Source organism: Frigoribacterium sp. 2355 (assembly GCF_054060695.1).
Genome location: NZ_JBSSDL010000003.1, coordinates 142,393 through 157,681, shown reverse-complemented (window position 1 = coordinate 157,681; position 15,289 = coordinate 142,393). Strand labels below are relative to the sequence as shown.

15 protein-coding genes are annotated in these 15,289 nt (G+C 70.8%); 8 read left to right on the top strand and 7 right to left on the bottom strand.

Going from position 1 to position 15,289, the window contains the following annotated elements:
- Positions 1-14: 14 nt before the first annotated feature.
- Positions 15-1,202, bottom strand: coding sequence for a N(5)-(carboxyethyl)ornithine synthase (locus tag ACVJ1F_RS05270; RefSeq protein WP_456885083.1), 1,188 nt, complete (start codon positions 1,200-1,202; stop codon positions 15-17).
- 42 nt (positions 1,203-1,244) lie between these two features.
- Positions 1,245-2,318 (bottom strand): redox-regulated ATPase YchF, encoded by a 1,074-nt coding sequence (gene ychF / locus ACVJ1F_RS05265; RefSeq protein ID WP_043597911.1) that lies wholly within the window; start codon positions 2,316-2,318, stop codon positions 1,245-1,247.
- A 119-nt stretch (positions 2,319-2,437) separates the two neighbouring features.
- On the opposite strand from ychF, the gene ACVJ1F_RS05260 reads away from it, so the two are divergent.
- Both ACVJ1F_RS05260 and ACVJ1F_RS05255 read left to right on the top strand, forming a co-directional pair.
- Entirely contained in the window at positions 2,438-3,067 is a 630-nt protein-coding gene (locus tag ACVJ1F_RS05260; RefSeq protein WP_173152827.1) for an exonuclease domain-containing protein, read from the top strand.
- Positions 3,068-3,172: 105 nt separating this feature from the next.
- A complete protein-coding gene (locus ACVJ1F_RS05255; RefSeq protein ID WP_456885081.1) occupies positions 3,173-4,441 on the top strand; it encodes a DNA recombination protein RmuC in 1,269 nt (422 codons plus the stop codon).
- Positions 4,442-4,507: 66 nt separating this feature from the next.
- On the opposite strand, the gene glpX is transcribed toward ACVJ1F_RS05255, so the two are convergent.
- A complete protein-coding gene (gene glpX / locus ACVJ1F_RS05250; protein WP_043597850.1) occupies positions 4,508-5,506 on the bottom strand; it encodes a class II fructose-bisphosphatase in 999 nt (332 codons plus the stop codon).
- Positions 5,507-5,617: 111 nt separating this feature from the next.
- Between glpX and fbaA the strand changes: the two genes are divergently transcribed.
- Positions 5,618-6,646: a class II fructose-bisphosphate aldolase gene (gene fbaA, locus ACVJ1F_RS05245; RefSeq protein ID WP_456885079.1), complete on the top strand. Its 1,029-nt coding sequence runs from the start codon at positions 5,618-5,620 to the stop codon at positions 6,644-6,646.
- 76 nt (positions 6,647-6,722) lie between these two features.
- On the opposite strand, the gene ACVJ1F_RS05240 is transcribed toward fbaA, so the two are convergent.
- Positions 6,723-7,304, bottom strand: a complete 582-nt coding sequence (locus ACVJ1F_RS05240; RefSeq protein ID WP_456885077.1) for a DUF6264 family protein — start codon at positions 7,302-7,304, stop codon at positions 6,723-6,725.
- Positions 7,301-8,365: a 4-hydroxy-3-methylbut-2-enyl diphosphate reductase gene (locus tag ACVJ1F_RS05235; RefSeq protein ID WP_233568507.1), complete on the bottom strand. Its 1,065-nt coding sequence runs from the start codon at positions 8,363-8,365 to the stop codon at positions 7,301-7,303. Before ACVJ1F_RS05235 ends, ACVJ1F_RS05240 begins: the two co-directional genes overlap by 4 nt.
- A gap of 124 nt (positions 8,366-8,489) precedes the next feature.
- On the opposite strand from ACVJ1F_RS05235, the gene xseA reads away from it, so the two are divergent.
- From xseA to ACVJ1F_RS05210, 5 genes are all read left to right on the top strand, one after another.
- The gene (gene xseA, locus ACVJ1F_RS05230) at positions 8,490-9,779 is read left to right on the top strand and encodes an exodeoxyribonuclease VII large subunit (protein ID WP_456885075.1); all 1,290 of its coding nucleotides are present in this window, start codon (positions 8,490-8,492) and stop codon (positions 9,777-9,779) included.
- A gap of 9 nt (positions 9,780-9,788) precedes the next feature.
- Complete coding sequence (locus ACVJ1F_RS05225; RefSeq protein ID WP_123571591.1) at positions 9,789-10,019, top strand: exodeoxyribonuclease VII small subunit; 231 nt, start codon at positions 9,789-9,791, stop codon at positions 10,017-10,019.
- Positions 10,016-10,699, top strand: coding sequence for a DUF4245 domain-containing protein (locus ACVJ1F_RS05220; RefSeq protein WP_056048791.1), 684 nt, complete (start codon positions 10,016-10,018; stop codon positions 10,697-10,699). The genes ACVJ1F_RS05225 and ACVJ1F_RS05220 overlap by 4 nt, the downstream gene beginning before the upstream one ends.
- A gap of 142 nt (positions 10,700-10,841) precedes the next feature.
- Positions 10,842-11,432 carry a carbonic anhydrase gene (locus ACVJ1F_RS05215; protein ID WP_056049244.1) on the top strand — a complete coding sequence of 197 codons (591 nt, stop codon included), beginning with the start codon at positions 10,842-10,844 and terminating at the stop codon, positions 11,430-11,432.
- Between the two features lie 85 nt (positions 11,433-11,517).
- The gene (locus tag ACVJ1F_RS05210; RefSeq protein ID WP_255350807.1) at positions 11,518-12,918 is read left to right on the top strand and encodes a class II fumarate hydratase; all 1,401 of its coding nucleotides are present in this window, start codon (positions 11,518-11,520) and stop codon (positions 12,916-12,918) included.
- Between the two features lie 214 nt (positions 12,919-13,132).
- On the opposite strand, the gene ACVJ1F_RS05205 is transcribed toward ACVJ1F_RS05210, so the two are convergent.
- The gene (locus ACVJ1F_RS05205; RefSeq protein ID WP_456885072.1) at positions 13,133-13,912 is read right to left on the bottom strand and encodes a hypothetical protein; all 780 of its coding nucleotides are present in this window, start codon (positions 13,910-13,912) and stop codon (positions 13,133-13,135) included.
- A complete protein-coding gene (locus ACVJ1F_RS05200) occupies positions 13,909-14,517 on the bottom strand; it encodes a hypothetical protein (RefSeq protein ID WP_456885071.1) in 609 nt (202 codons plus the stop codon). The genes ACVJ1F_RS05205 and ACVJ1F_RS05200 overlap by 4 nt, the downstream gene beginning before the upstream one ends.
- Positions 14,518-15,289 lie beyond the last annotated feature (772 nt).

Below are 15,289 nucleotides of genomic sequence, written 5' to 3'. Positions count from 1 at the left end.
GCCTGCGGCTCCGCTCAGTCGAGCGGTGCGTGCGGGTACGAGGAGGCGCGGTGCTGGAACTCGAGGATCGCCTCGTTCTCGACCCGCCCCTCCGCGATCTCGACGGCGCGGCGGATCGTGTCGGACGACGCCCACGAGGTCGGCCCCTCCATGACGGTGCGGAGGAACGGGAGGAGGGCTTCGCTGATCTCCCACGTCGTGGAGTTCCAGAGCAGCGACGGGCTGTGGTCGACGGCGTAGTAGTTCGTGGTGGCGCCCACGGTGACGAGCGGTTCGGCGAACGTCGTGGCGCGGGCCCAGTCGAAGCCCATGCCCTCGTCCACCGAGACGTCGACGATGAGGCTGCCGGGGCGGAAGGCGTCGAGGTCGGTCTCGCGCAGGTAGGTGAGCGGGGCGTTCGGGTCCTGGAGGGTGCAGTTGACGACGATGTCGGCGGCGGCGAGGAACGGAGCGAGGGCGACCGGCCCGTCGGGGGTGTTCACGGTGCTGGCGCCGGGCGTCTCGGGGTCGTGTTCGAACTGGAAGATGTCGACCGACGGGATCGGCGAGCCGACGGCGGCGATGTTGCGGTTCGTCAGGACGCGCACGTCGTGGATGCCGTGGGCGTTGAGGGCCGTGACGGCGCCGCGGGCGGTGGCGCCGAAGCCGATGACGACGGCGCTGAGGCGACGGCCGTAGTCGCCGGTCGAGCCGCAGAGCTGGAGGGCGTGCAGCACCGAGCAGTAGCCGGCGAGCTCGTTGTTCTTGTGGAAGACGTGCAGGCCGTAGCCGCCGTCGGACTGCCAGTGGTTCATGACCTCCCACGCGATGAGGGTGAGCCGTTTGTCGATGGCGAGCTGGGTGATCTCGCGGTCCTGGACGCAGTGCGGCCAGCCCCAGAGGGTCTGACCGTCGCGCAGGCCCTCGAGGTCGGCGGCCTGGGGCTTGGGCAGCAGGACGACGTCGCTGTCCGCAACGATCTGCTCGCGGTCGGCCATCGCCACGAAGGGCTCGAGGTCGGCGTCGGGGATGCCGAAGCGCAGGCCGTAGCCACGCTCGAGGGTCATGTTCGCGCGCAGGTCGGCGTCGATGCGGTCGAGGTGGGCGGGGTGGATCGGCAGGCGCCGCTCGTCGGGCTTGCGCGAGGTGGCCAGGACGCCGAGGCGCAGCAGTGCGGGGGCGCCGGAGATGGTTCCGGTGGGCGGGGAATCCGTTTGGCTCATGCTTGAGAGTAGATGAGTGGCGCTCGCCCCCGAGCCCGGGCGTCAGTTGTTGAAGCGGAACTCCACCACGTCGCCGTCCTGCATGACGTACTCCTTGCCCTCGATGCGGGCCTTGCCAGCCGAGCGGGCCTCGGCGATGGAGCCGGTCTCGACCAGATCGTCGAACGAGATGACCTCGGCTTTGATGAAGCCCTTCTCGAAGTCGGTGTGGATGACCCCGGCGGCCTGCGGGGCCTTCCAGCCCTTGCCGATCGTCCAGGCGCGGGTCTCTTTCGGGCCGGCCGTCAGGTAGGTCTGCAGCCCGAGCGTCTCGAAGCCGATGCGGGCGAGCTGGTCGAGACCGGACTCGTCCTGCCCGAGCGACGCGAGCAGCTCGGCGGCGTCCTCGTCGTCGAGGCCGATCAGCTCGGACTCGACCTGCGCGTCGAGGAAGATCGCCTCGGCCGGCGAGACCAGGGCCTGCAGTTCGGCCTTGCGCGCCTCGTCGGTGAGGACGGCCTCGTCGACGTTGAAGACGTAGATGAAGGGCTTCGCGGTGAGCAACCCGAGTTCGCGGATCGGCTCGAGGTCGATGCTCGTGGCCGAGAGCGCCTCGCCTCGCTCGAGCGCCTCCTTGGCGGCCACGGCCGTCTCGTGCACGATCGGCTCGACGCGCTTCAGCCGCAGCTCTTTCTCGTACCGGACGAGCGCCTTCTCGACCGTCTCGAGGTCGGCGAGGATCAGCTCGGTGTTGATCGTGCCCATGTCGCTCTCGGGGTCGACCTTGCCGTCGACGTGCACGACGTCGGGGTCGTCGAAGCCGCGCACGACCTCGGCGATGGCGTCGGCCTCGCGGATGTTCGCCAGGAACTTGTTGCCGAGCCCCTCGCCCTCGCTCGCCCCCTTGACGATGCCGGCGATGTCGACGAACGACACCGGCGCGGGCAGGATCTTCTCGCTGCCGAAGAGACCGGCCAACACCTGGAGGCGCGGGTCGGGCAGGTTGACGATGCCCACGTTGGGCTCGATGGTCGCGAACGGATAGTTCGCCGCCAGCACCTGGTTCTTGGTCAGGGCGTTGAACAGGGTGGACTTGCCGACGTTGGGCAGTCCGACGATCGCGATAGTGAGAGCCACGAGGGTCAAGCGTACCGGGCCTGCCGAGCCGTGCCGTCGGAACCGCGTCCGCTGTGGAGGGAACGGTCGCCCACCGCGCCTGTGGAGGCGGTGTCGGAGGCGCGTGAGAGCATGAGTCAATGCCCATCGACTTCACCGCGATCGACTTCGAGACCGCTAACTCGAGCAGCGCCAGTGCCTGCTCCGTCGGCCTCGTCAAGGTCCGCGACGGTGTCGTCGTCGACAAGGTCGGCTGGTTGATCCAGCCACCCACCGGGCACGACGAGTTCTCCGAGTGGAACACCCGCATCCACGGCATCGTCGCGAACGACGTCGTCGGCGCCTTCGGCTGGGCCGAACAGTTCGAGCTGCTCGCCGACTTCGCCGGCGACGACGTCTTCGTCGCCCACAACGCCGGCTTCGACATGGGCGTCATCAAGGCCGCCTGCGCGGCGACCGGGCTCACCCCTCCCCCGTGGTCGTACCTCTGCAGCCTGCAGGTCGCCCGCAAGACCTACTCGCTCGACTCGTACCGGCTGCCGGTCGCCGCGACGGCCGCCGGGTTCGACGCCTTCTCGCACCACGACGCCCTCGCCGACGCCGAGGCCTGCGCGGCCATCGTCGCCCACGCCGCACTGTTCCACGGTGCCTCAGACCTGGCCGAACTCGCGACGATCGCGTCGGTGAAGGTGAAGGTGCTGCAGCCGGCCGGGGCGCCGACGGCGCCCGCCGTGCCCCGGGCCGACCGACGCCCGATGGCCTTCGGCTAGGCGCCTCCCTCACGCCAGTCCGACGCCCCCGGGGCGCGTCGGTCTCTCCCGACCCCACCGCGTCGACTCCCGACCGGTGTCGGTGGCCGCTGCCACACTTCCGCCATGCCCCTTCCGCTCGCGCTGTTCCTCGCCCTGCTGCTCGGTCTCGTCCTCGGCGTCGCCGTCGGGGCACTCGTCGCCCGTACCCGCGCAGCGGAGGCGACGGCACGCCTGTCGTCCGACCTCGCCGCAGCCCGCGCCGTGGCCGACGCGTCGCGCGAGCGCCTCGAAGGTCAGGACGACCAGTACCGTCGACAGATCGCGCAGCAAGAAGACCGCCTCCGCGAGTTCCAGGACCGCCTCCGCGACGTCCGCATCGCCGAGGCCGAGAGGGCGCGCACCGACGGTCAGGTGCTCGTCGCGCTCAGCCCGGTGGCCGAGAGCCTGCAGGCCGTCCAGCAGAAGGTGGCCGAGCTCGAAGCCGAACGCACCCTCCAGTACGGCGCCCTCAGCGAGCAGCTCCGCACCGCCGCCGAATCGGGTGAACGGCTCCGCGGGACGGCCGAGTCGCTCGCCTCCGCGCTGAAGTCGAACAGCACCCGCGGCGTGTGGGGCGAGACCCAGTTGCGCAACGTTGTGCAGGCCGCGGGTCTCGTCGAGCGCGTCGACTTCGACGTGCAGACGTCGATCTCGTCGGACGCCGGCTCCGGTCGCCCCGACATGGTGGTGCACCTCCCCGGCGGCAAGAACATCGCGGTCGACGCCAAGGTGCCGTTCTCCGCCTACCTCGAGGCCAGCGCCATCCCCGCATCCGCCACGGGCGACGAGGGCGCACGACGCGACCAGCTGGTCCGGCAGCACGTCAAGGCACTGCGGGCCCACGTCGACGCCCTGGCGGGCAAGACGTACTGGGCCGGGCTCGAGTCCTCGCCCGAGCTGGTCATCGCGTTCATCCCGAGCGAGTCGCTCGTGTCGTCTGCCCTCGAGGCCGACCCGGCCCTGATGGACTACGCCTTCCAGAAGCGCGTCGCTCTCGCCTCACCCGTGACCCTCTGGTCCGTGCTCAAGACCGTCGCCTTCAGCTGGCAACAGGACGTCGTGACCGCCGAGGCGAAAGAGCTCTTCGACCTCAGCCGCGAACTCTACGGTCGGCTGTCGACCATGGCCGGCCACGTCGACAAGCTCGGCCGGTCGCTGCGCGCCGGCGTCACGGACTACAACCGGTTCGTCGGGTCGCTCGAGCGGACGGTCCTCCCGTCGGCCCGCCGGCTCAGCATGCTCGACGAGTCCAAGGTCCTCGCGACCCCGACGATCGTCGAGGAGTCTCCCCGAGAACTCACCGCCCCCGAGCTCGCGTCGGCCCTCGTCGAGGGCAGCACCGACCGCGACTGACCCCCCGATGCGACGAACGCCCGGCCGAGGCCGGGCGTTCGTCGTGTCAGGCGGGTGTCGCGCCGATCAGGCCTTCTCGCCGTACCACTTCGAGACGAGGTGGTCGGCCTCGACCCGGCGGATGGTGCCCGAGTGCGAGCGCAGCACGATGCTCGAGGTGCGGATCATGCCCTGCTTGCGCGTGACGCCCGCGACGAGTGCACCGTCGGTGACACCCGTGGCGACGAAGTACGCGTTGTCGCCCGTGACGAGGTCGTCCTGGTCGAGGACGCGGTCGAGGTCGTGACCGGCGTCGATCGCCTTCTGGCGCTCGGCGTCGTCCTTCGGGGCGAGGCGGGCGAGGATCAGGCCGTCGAGGGCCTTGACCGCGCAGGCCGTGATGATGCCCTCGGGCGTGCCACCGACGCCGACGCACATGTCGATGCGGGAGTCGGGACGGGCGGCGTTGATGCCACCGGCCACGTCACCGTCGAGGAGCAGGCGGGTCGATGCGCCCACGGCCCGGATCTCGGCGATGAGGTCGGCGTGACGGGGACGGTCGAGGACGGCGATCTGCATGTCCTCGACGGCGATGCCCTTGGCGGCGGCCAGGGCGGTGATGTTCTCGCCGATGGGACGGTCGAGGTCGATGATGCCGCGGCCCTCGGGGCCCGTGACGATCTTGTCCATGTAGAAGACGGCGCTGGGGTCGTACATGCTGCCGCGGTCGCTGACGGCGATCACCGAGAGGGCGTTCATGCGTCCCGCCGCGGTGAGGCTCGTGCCGTCGATCGGGTCGACGGCGATGTCGCAGGCCGGGCCGAAGCCGTTGCCGACGTGCTCGCCGTTGAAGAGCATCGGGGCTTCGTCCTTCTCGCCCTCGCCGATCACGACCACGCCGTCGAACGCCACCGTGCCCAAGAACTTGCGCATGGCGTCGACCGCGGCCTTGTCGGCGGCGTTCTTGTCGCCCTTGCCGATGAACGGCGCCGAACGGATCGCGGCCGCCTCGGTGGCCCGGACCAGTTCCATGCCGAGGTTGCGGTCGGGGTGCGAGTAGAGGGTTCCGGAATCCGTGTCAGCCATGCTCCGGATCTTACCCGCGCCGCGCCTCCCGACCGGGCTCCGACGACCAGGACGAACAGACGTGCGCTGACTAGGGTGGATGAGCCACCAGCCGTGATCGAAGGAGATTCAATGCCCGTCGCAACCCCCGAGCAGTACGCCGAGATGCTCGACAAGGCGAAGAACAAGGGCTTCGCCTACCCCGCCGTCAACGTCTCGTCGTCGCAGACGATCAACTCCGTGCTGCAGGGCCTGACCGAGGCGGGCAGCGACGGCATCATCCAGGTCACCACCGGCGGCGCCGACTACTTCGCCGGCCACACCGTCAAGAACCGCGCCGCGGGCGCCATCGCCTTCGCCAAGTTCGCGACCGAGGTCGCGAAGAACTACCCGGTGACCGTCGCCCTCCACACCGACCACTGCCCGAAGGACGCCCTCGACGGCTTCGTGCTCCCGCTCATCGCCGCCTCCGAAGAAGAGGTCCGGGCCGGTCGCAACCCGCTGTTCCAGTCGCACATGTGGGACGGCTCGGCGGTCCCGCTCGACGAGAACATCTCGATCGCGCAGGACATGCTGACGCGCACCAAGGCCATCAACGCCATCCTCGAGGTCGAGATCGGCGTGGTCGGCGGCGAAGAAGACGGCGTGCAGCACGAAGGCACCAACGACGCGCTCTACACGACGGTGGGCGACGTCACCCGCGTGGTCGAGGCGCTCGGCCTCGGCGAACACGGCCGCTACATCGCCGCCCTCACCTTCGGCAACGTGCACGGCGTGTACAAGCCGGGCAACGTCAAGCTGCGTCCCGAACTGCTCGGCGAGATCCAGCAGGGCATCCAGGAGAAGTTCGGCACCGCCGCGAAGCCCCTCGAACTCGTCTTCCACGGTGGTTCGGGGTCGTCCGACGCCGAGATCGCCGAGGCCGTCTCGAACGGCGTCGTCAAGATGAACCTCGACACCGACACGCAGTACGCCTTCAGCCGGTCCATCGCCGACACCGTGTTGAAGAACTACGACGGGTTCCTCAAGATCGACGGCGAGGTCGGCAACAAGAAGCAGTACGACCCCCGCGCCTGGGGCAAGGTCGCCGAGAGCGCCATGGCCGCCCGCGTCGTCGAGGCGACGAAGCAGCTCGGGTCGTACGGTCAGTCGGCGAGCTGACCCGCGCCTCCTGGTCGCACGACGAAGCCCCCGAGCGAGTGCTCGGGGGCTTCGTCGTCGGGGCGAGGGGTGGACGTCAGTTCGACCCCGAGAAGTAGTCGTTCGTGAAGCTCTGCATCGCCTCGGCGAAAGCCGGATCGCCCATCAAGATCGCTGCCGCCCCGAAGCCCTGCACGAGGCCGAAGACCACACCGGCGACGAGGGGCACCACGAAGCCGAGACGCCCGGCACGCAGCCGCCGGAGGGTCCACCAGGTCGAGACGGCGAACAGCGTCACGGCCAACACGGCCATGACGACCCCGAAGGTCTGCAGCGCAGCGGACGAGCCGAACCCCGAGAGGTCGAGCCCGAACGTCTCGAACTGGGCGAGCTGCGTCGTCGCGTAACCGGGCACGCGGGCGACGGCCTGGATCGCCCCGAAGGCACCCAGCCCGATCAGGGCGAACGTCGCCACCCGGTCGATGCGCCGCCCGGTCGAGAGCGCAGGAGGCGCGGTGCGGGTCTCGTCACCGGGGCGGACGTCGGTCGAGACCGCGGGCCGGGCGTCCTGACCGGCGACCCGCGCCTCCTCGGCGGCGTCGGCCTCGGCCGCGGCGGGATTGACCCAGCCCTCGGGCGCGTACTCGCCGTAGCGCGGCTTCGGTCGGTCGTCGGTCATCGGGTGCGACCGCCGAGGCCGCGGGCGTCGACCTGGCCCGTCGCGTCTTTCCGCAGCTCTTTCGGCAGTGAGAACATCAGGTCTTCCTCCGCCGTGACGACCTCGTGGACGTCGACGTAGCCGGCGTCCGACAGGTCGGCCAGCACCTCGTCGACGAGCACCTCGGGAACCGACGCGCCGGAGGTGACCCCCACCGTCTCGACGCCGTCGAGCCACTCCTGCTTGATCTCGTTCGTGTAGTCGACGCGGTAGGCGGCCTTGGCGCCGTGCTCGAGGGCGACCTCGACGAGACGCACGCTGTTGGAGCTGTTCGCCGATCCGACGACGATGACGAGGTCGGCGCCCTGGGCGACCTTCTTGATGGCGACCTGGCGGTTCTGCGTGGCGTAGCAGATGTCGTCGCTCGGGGGGTTCTGGATGTTCGGGAACCGCTCACGCAGTCGACGCACGGTCTCCATCGTCTCGTCGACGCTGAGGGTGGTCTGCGACAGCCAGACGAGGTTGTCGGGGTCGGCGACGACGAGGTCGTCGACCTCGCCCGGGTTCTGCACGAGGGTGGTGCGATCCGCCGCGTGGCCCATTGTGCCCTCGACCTCTTCGTGCCCGGCGTGGCCGATCAGGATGATGTGCCGGCCCTGGTTGCCGAAGCGCACGGCCTCGCGGTGGACCTTCGTGACGAGGGGGCAGGTCGCGTCGATGGCCTGCAGCTCGCGATCCGCCGCACCCTTCACGACGGCCGGCGAGACGCCGTGCGCGCTGAAGACGATGTGCGACCCCGGGGGGACCTCGTCTACCTCGTCGACGAAGATGGCCCCCTGGCTCTCGAGGGTCGCGACCACGTGCACGTTGTGGACGATCTGCTTGCGGACGTAGACGGGCGCGCCGTAGTGCTCGAGGGCTTTCTCGACCGCGATGACGGCGCGGTCGACGCCGGCGCAGTACCCGCGGGGTGCCGCGAGCAGCACCTGCTTGCGTCCGTTGACGGGGGTATCCTTTAGCCTGTTCCGCACCGCAGGAACACGCGGTGTCGGCAGGTCGATGGCGAGGGCGCCGTTGGAGATGTGGCTCACCCGACGAGTCTAGGTGTGCCGGACTGGTCGCGTACTGGGAGCGACCGCGCGACCGGTCGATCACCGGGGTCGCCGCTCGTCCTGCCGGTGTCGACCACCCCTCGAACGGAGCTCCATGACGATCGTTCCCCCTCCCCCCACCGCCGAGTCCCCGTGGCCCGTCGGCCTCCTCGCGAGCAAGGTGCGCGACTGGATCGACCGCCTCGGGACGGCCTGGGTCGAGGGCGAGATCACCCAGTGGAACGTCTCGGGCGGCAACGTCTACGGCAAGCTCCGCGACCTCGAACACGACGCGACCGTCTCGTTCTCGATCTGGTCCAGCGTGAAGTCACGCGTACCCGCCGACCTCAAGCAGGGCGACCGGGTCATCGCCGCCGTCAAGCCGAACTACTGGGTCAAGGGCGGCAGCCTCACGATGCAGGTCTTCGACATGCGCCACGTCGGGCTCGGCGACCTCCTCGAACGACTCGAGCGCCTCCGTCGCCAGCTCACGGCCGAGGGGCTCTTCTCCCCCGAGCGCAAGCGGGCCCTGCCGTTCCTGCCCGGCCGCATCGGCCTCGTCACCGGCAAGGACAGCGACGCCGAGAAAGACGTCCTGCGCAACGCCCAGCTGAGATGGCCCTCGGTCTCGTTCCGCGTCGTGCACGCGGCGGTGCAGGGCGACCGCATGGTCGGCGAGGTCACGGCGGCGATCCAGCGCCTCGACGCCGACGACGAGGTCGACGTCATCATCGTCGCGCGAGGCGGCGGCGATTTCCAGAACCTCCTCGGCTTCAGCGACGAAGGCCTCGTCCGCGCCGTCTCGGCGTGCACCACGCCGGTCGTCAGCGCCATCGGGCACGAGGCGGATCGGCCGCTCCTCGACGACGTCGCCGACCTGCGCGCGTCCACGCCCACCGACGCCGCGAAACGGGTCGTCCCCGACGTGACCGAAGAACTGTCGCGCGTGCAACAGGCGCGCACCCGCATCGGCGTGCGCCTGACCTCGCTGGTCGCCACCGAGATCGACCGGCTCGAACAGATCCGCAGCCGGCCGGTGCTGGCGTCGCCCCAGACCCTCGTCGACGTGCGGGCCGACGAGGTCGTCCGGGCGGTGGTCCGCGGCGAAGAACTCGTCGGCCGGGCCGTCGAGAGGGCGCACACCCGCGTCTCGGAGCTCACGGCCCAGCTGCGCGCCCTGTCGCCGCAGGGCACGCTGCGCCGCGGTTACGCGATCGTGCAGCTGCCGTCGGGCAGGGTGTTGCGGTCCCCCGCCGAGGCCCCCGCCGAGACGCGCCTCCTCGTGACCACCGACGGAGGCGCGGTGGGCGCCGTCAGCACCGGCGCCTCCTCCCCAGGCTCCGACGCTCCCGACGAGTCGTCACCCGTGGCGTCCGCCACGACCTCCGTCAGCACCCCTCGTTAGGATCGTCACGTGGACACCACCCCGACCAGCACCCCGCCCGACGTCTCGTCGCTCAGCTACGAGCAGGCCCGCGACGAGCTCGTGTCCGTCGTGTCCGAACTCGAGCAGGGCGCCTCGACCCTCGAGCGCTCGCTGGCCCTCTGGGAACGCGGCGAGGCGCTCGCCCGGCGCTGCGAAGAATGGTTGATGGGGGCGCGCGAGCGCCTCGAGGCGGCCCGCCGTCAGGTGTCGGCAGAATGACCTCCCCCTCCGACGGCGGTCCCCGGGGCTCGCGACGTCCCCGAGAGCCCCGCATCGTCGCCGAACTCGGCCGACCCGAGACCCCGGACGAGACCGCCGCGCGCAAGGCCGAGAACACCCGCAAGCACTACGCGAACCAGACGGCGATCAACCTGACCCTGTCGATCGTCGCCTCGCTCGGCATCGTGCTCTTCCTCGTGCTCGTCGTGGTCCGCCCGAGTGGCACGGTGAACCGGCAGGAGATCGACTACGTCCAGGTCGCGTCGCAGGCCCAGGCGAGCGTCGACGCCCCCCTGGCCGCGCCTCCGCTGCCCGACGGCTGGAGCTCGAACGCCGCCGAGGTCCGGTCCACGACCCGCGACGACGTGCCGACCTGGTACGTGGGGCTGATCACGCCGGCCCAGCAGTTCATCGGGCTCGAGCAGGGCATCGACGCCAATCCGACCTGGGTCAGCCTGCAGGTGCAGAACGCGGCGGCGACGTCGACCCGGTCGATCGGCGGTCTGACCTGGGACGTTTACGACCGGCGCGACGCCGACGACCCGGGCAACTACGCCTATGCCCTGACCACCACGGTCGACCGCAGCTCGTACGTGCTCTACGGCACGGCCGACGACGCCGAGTTCGACGTCCTGGCCACCTCCCTGGCCGAGCAGATCTCCAGCCAAGAAAGCGAATGACGTGACCCGACACGACCCCGCCGCCGGCGTGCCCGCCACCGCGGCCCCTTCCGCACCCGAGAACACCGCGACGTCCCGGCCCACGGACGTCTCGGCCATCGCGCCGGCGAGCGCGTCCGAGCCGGGGACGGCATGGAGCCGGATGGTGGACGGCAACCACCGCTTCGTCGAGGGGGCACCTCGTCACCCCCACCAGGACAGTGACCGGCGGTCGTCCCTCGCCGCCGGCCAAGAGCCCGTGGCAGCCCTCTTCGGATGCGCCGACTCGCGACTGGCCGCCGAGATCATCTTCGACGTCGGCCTCGGTGACCTCTTCGTCGTGCGCAACGCCGGCCAGGTGGTCGGCGACACCGTCATCGCCTCGCTCGAGTTCGCGGTCTCGGTGCTCCACGTCCCTCTCATCGTGGTGCTCGGCCACGACAGCTGCGGCGCCGTCGCCTCGGCCATCGACTCCATCGGTTCCGACGCCGCACCCGGGTCGGCCTTCCTGGGTGGGCTGATCGACATGATCATGCCGTCGGTCGAGCGTGCCCAGCTCGACCTCGAGACGGGTGCCGACCTCGACCCCCGCACGGTCGGCCAATTGCACATCGAGGCGTCGGTCCGCACGCTCGTCGACCGGTCCGCCCTCATCGCGTCCGCCGTCGCGGACGGTAAGTTGGCCGTGGTCGGCGCGAACTACGACCTCGCCAACGGGCGGGTCGACCCTTCGGTCGTCGTCGGCCGACTCTGAACCGAGTCGGGGCGAACGCTCCGACGCCCCGCGCCCTCGACGGGCGCAGCAGCCCGGCAGGGCCCGAGGAAAGGACCACGACGTCGTGACCACATCCGAGACCGAGTACCGCATCGAGCACGACACGATGGGCGAGGTGCGGGTGCCCGCATCGGCCCTGTACCGCGCCCAGACGCAGCGTGCCGTCGAGAACTTCCCCATCAGCGGGGCCGGTCTCGAGCCGGCGCAGATCGTCGCGCTCGCTCGCATCAAGCGCGCGGCCGCCCTGGTGAACGGCGAGATGGGCATCATCGACCGTCCCGTCGCCGATGCGATCGTCTCGGCCGCGGACCAGATCATCGGTGGCAGCCATCACGACCAGTTCCCGGTCGACGTCTACCAGACCGGCAGCGGCACGTCCTCGAACATGAACATGAACGAGGTGCTCGCCACCCTCGCCGGAACGGTCGACGGCGTCGCCGTCCACCCCAACGACCACGTCAACGCGTCGCAGTCGTCGAACGACGTGTTCCCGACCTCGGTGCACGTCGCCGTCACGGGCGCGCTGCTGCACGACCTGGTGCCCGCCCTCGACCACCTGGCGGTCGCCCTCGAGAAGAAGGCCACGGCCTGGTCCGACGTGGTGAAGGCGGGCCGCACCCACCTCATGGACGCCACGCCGGTCACGCTCGGGCAGGAGTTCGGCGGCTACGCCCGGCAGATCCGTCTCGCGATCGAACGGGTACAGAGCGCCCTGCCCCGCGTGGCAGAGGTCCCCCTGGGCGGAACGGCCACCGGCACCGGCATCAACACGCCCCAGGGCTTCCCGCAGCGGGTCATCGCCGCCCTCGCGGACGACAGCGGGCTGCCCGTCACCGAGGCGCTCGACCACTTCGAGGCGCAGGGGGCCCGCGACGCGCTCGTCGAGGCCTCCGGCGCCTTGCGCGTGCTCGCCGTGAGCCTCACCAAGATCAACAACGACATCCGCTGGATGGGCTCGGGGCCCAACGCGGGTCTCGGCGAGCTGCACATCCCCGACCTGCAGCCCGGCTCGTCGATCATGCCGGGCAAGGTCAACCCGGTCATCCCCGAGGCCGTGCTCATGGTCTCGGCACGGGTCATCGGCAACGACGCGACGATCGCCTGGGCCGGCGCGTCCGGAGCCTTCGAGCTCAACGTGGCGATCCCCGTGATGGGGACGGCGTTGCTCGAGTCGATCCGCCTGCTCTCGAACGCCACCCGCGCCCTGGCGGACAAGACCGTCGACGGGCTCGAGGCCAACGTCGAGCACGCCCGGGCCCTCGCCGAGTCGTCCCCGTCGATCGTGACGCCGCTCAACCGCGTCATCGGCTACGAGGCCGCGGCGAAGGTGGCCAAGCACGCGGTGGCCCAGAAGCTCACCGTTCGCGAGGCCGTCGTCGATCTCGGGTTCGTCGAGCGGGGCGAGGTCACCGAGCAGCAGCTCGACACCGCACTCGACGTGCTCAGCATGACCCACCCGGGCTGAGCCCACCGGTCGGAGTCCAGCCCCGAGCGGCCCGGGTCGAGCCCTCCGGCCTGAGCCCATCCCCGGCCGGCCGGGACCACAGCACGTCGAGGAGGCGCGCGTCCGTCGTCGACGGACACGCGCCTCCTCGCATTCCGGCTTCTCTACCCTCTCGCCTGCCTGTTCGCGTTCCCGTTCCTGTTCCCGTCGACGGTGGCACGCCGCGACGCGGACCTCACGGAACCGTCAGGACGGCATCGACGGCGACGGCCACCGGCGGACTGGCCACGACACACCAGAAGGCCGCGAGCAGGCACGGCCCGAAAGGGATGCCCCCGTTGACCGACGCCGGATCTGGCAGCTGAGCCGTGCCGGCCCGTCGCGGCCTCGAGCCCAACGTCCGAACGCCGGCCACCCCGATCGCGAACGTTCCGGCAAGAGCCCAGAGACCCAGGAGGGCCGCCGGGCTACCCGTCGCGACGAGTCCGCTCAGCACGGCGCCGAGCTTGACGTCCCCCATGCCCAGGCCGCCGGCGATGGCGGCCACCAGACCGAGCACGGCGGTGGCAAAGGCGAAGGCCAGGCTCGTGGCCGCCGTGGCGAGACCGCCCCCCGCGACGAGCAGGACGGTCGACACCCCCCATGCGCCCGCGGCCACTCCGACGAGGACGTTCGGCAGTCGGCGCTCGGCGATGTCGATCCGGACCAGGGCCGGAGTCACGGCTGCGACGCCGAGGCACCCGACGAGCGTCACCGCCCCGGCGCTCGTGCCCACGAGGGGGTCGGGACGCAGTGTGGCGGCAGCGACGGCGACCGCCGACAGTGCAGCCGCGGCGACTGCTTCGAGGGCCTGCGTGCGCTCCTGTCGCGGTCCGTCACCGCCTCGCACCGCTTCCCCGTCCGACGAGCCCGTCCCGTCCGGCGACACCGTCCCGTCCGGCGACACCGTCCCGTCCGGCGACACCGTCCCGTCCGGGGACACCGTCTCGTCCACGAGACCTTCCGGCGAGCTCACGATGCTCCTGATGACGAAGCCGTCTCCGATCCTGACCGACCCGGCTGCGGAGTACGTCCCCGAGCTGGTCGGACCAGATGCCACGGGCGTCGACCTCGCGTGCGCCGGGTTAGCGGACGGTGGGCACGGCCCGTCGTCACGACGAGTCGCCGTCGAGGTCGCCAGGCGTCGTCGAGCACCGCGTGCACGGCCTCGACGATGAGCGATCGATGGTCGCGCACCATCTCGTAGCTCGCTCGAAGGGCGGTTCGTCCCTGGACCGTGATCGCGAGGTCCTTCAGACGGTCCGCGTCGAACGTGTCGCCGTGCCACCTGCGCCCGTCGAGTTCGAGGGCGACGATACCGTCGACGACGATGTCGATGCGGCGGCGGTCCTGCGGGCCGACCCGGGTCTGGGACTCGACGCGGTGCCCCAGGTCGGCGAACGTCACCCGCATGACGCTCTCGATGAAGCTCTCGCTCCGCGGATCGGCCCAGTCGACGATGCCCCTCACATCCGCGGGAGCCTCGGCGAACGCCGCATGCAGTCCGGCGATCGAGAAGTGACCGCTCGACAGCGCCCAGTCCAGGAGGGCGACGGCCTCGTCGAGAGGAGCCGCCGTCACGGCGTCCACCAGAGCGGTGCCGACGGGAACGGCCCAGGCCGCACGCCGTGCGTCCTCCGATCCGTGTTCGTCGTCATCCGGCTGACGGGGCACCGTCCCGGGTGACGGACGAGGGGGCACGCGCCCGTCGGAGCGCCACAGCACCCTCGCACCGTGCCTGGCCCGAAGTCGTGAGGCTCCGGGGGGCACCACGACGCTGACGATCGGAGCGGTGGTCCACATCCACGCCCCGAGGAGGGCCAAGAGCGACGCCCCGGTCAACCGGCCCCCGATGCGCACGGCCTCGTGCCGTGCGTCCCCCGGCGCGAAGGTCGTGTACCACCCGCGTCGGGCACGGTGAACGTTCCCGGATCGCACTGCTGCGGTGAGCATCCGGTCGGTGGCTCCGAGGGCGACGAGATCCCGCTTGTGGAGCACGCCGCCTGCCCTCCTGACGTGGGTCGCGATCTGCTGCATGCCGACAGGCTGACGCGACCCGCACCTCCTCCGCGGCGCACGAGAGCCCGCCGGTGGAGAACGTCCGCGTCGCGCGAGGTGGGGCCGAGGCGTCCCGCAGCGCGGTTCGTCGACCCCGTGGCGCGCCCGTCGGGGCGTTCCCGACCGCGCCCCGCGCCCGTCCGGGCGTTCCCGACCGTGCTGTTAAGTCAGGAGAATGCCACCCACCGACCTCGACACGGCCTCGAACCGTGTCGGACTGCTGAGTTGCCGACCGGCAGGTGGTCCCTGGTGCCGGTCGAGCACGGCACGGGTCGCACCGAGACGCCGACTCGTC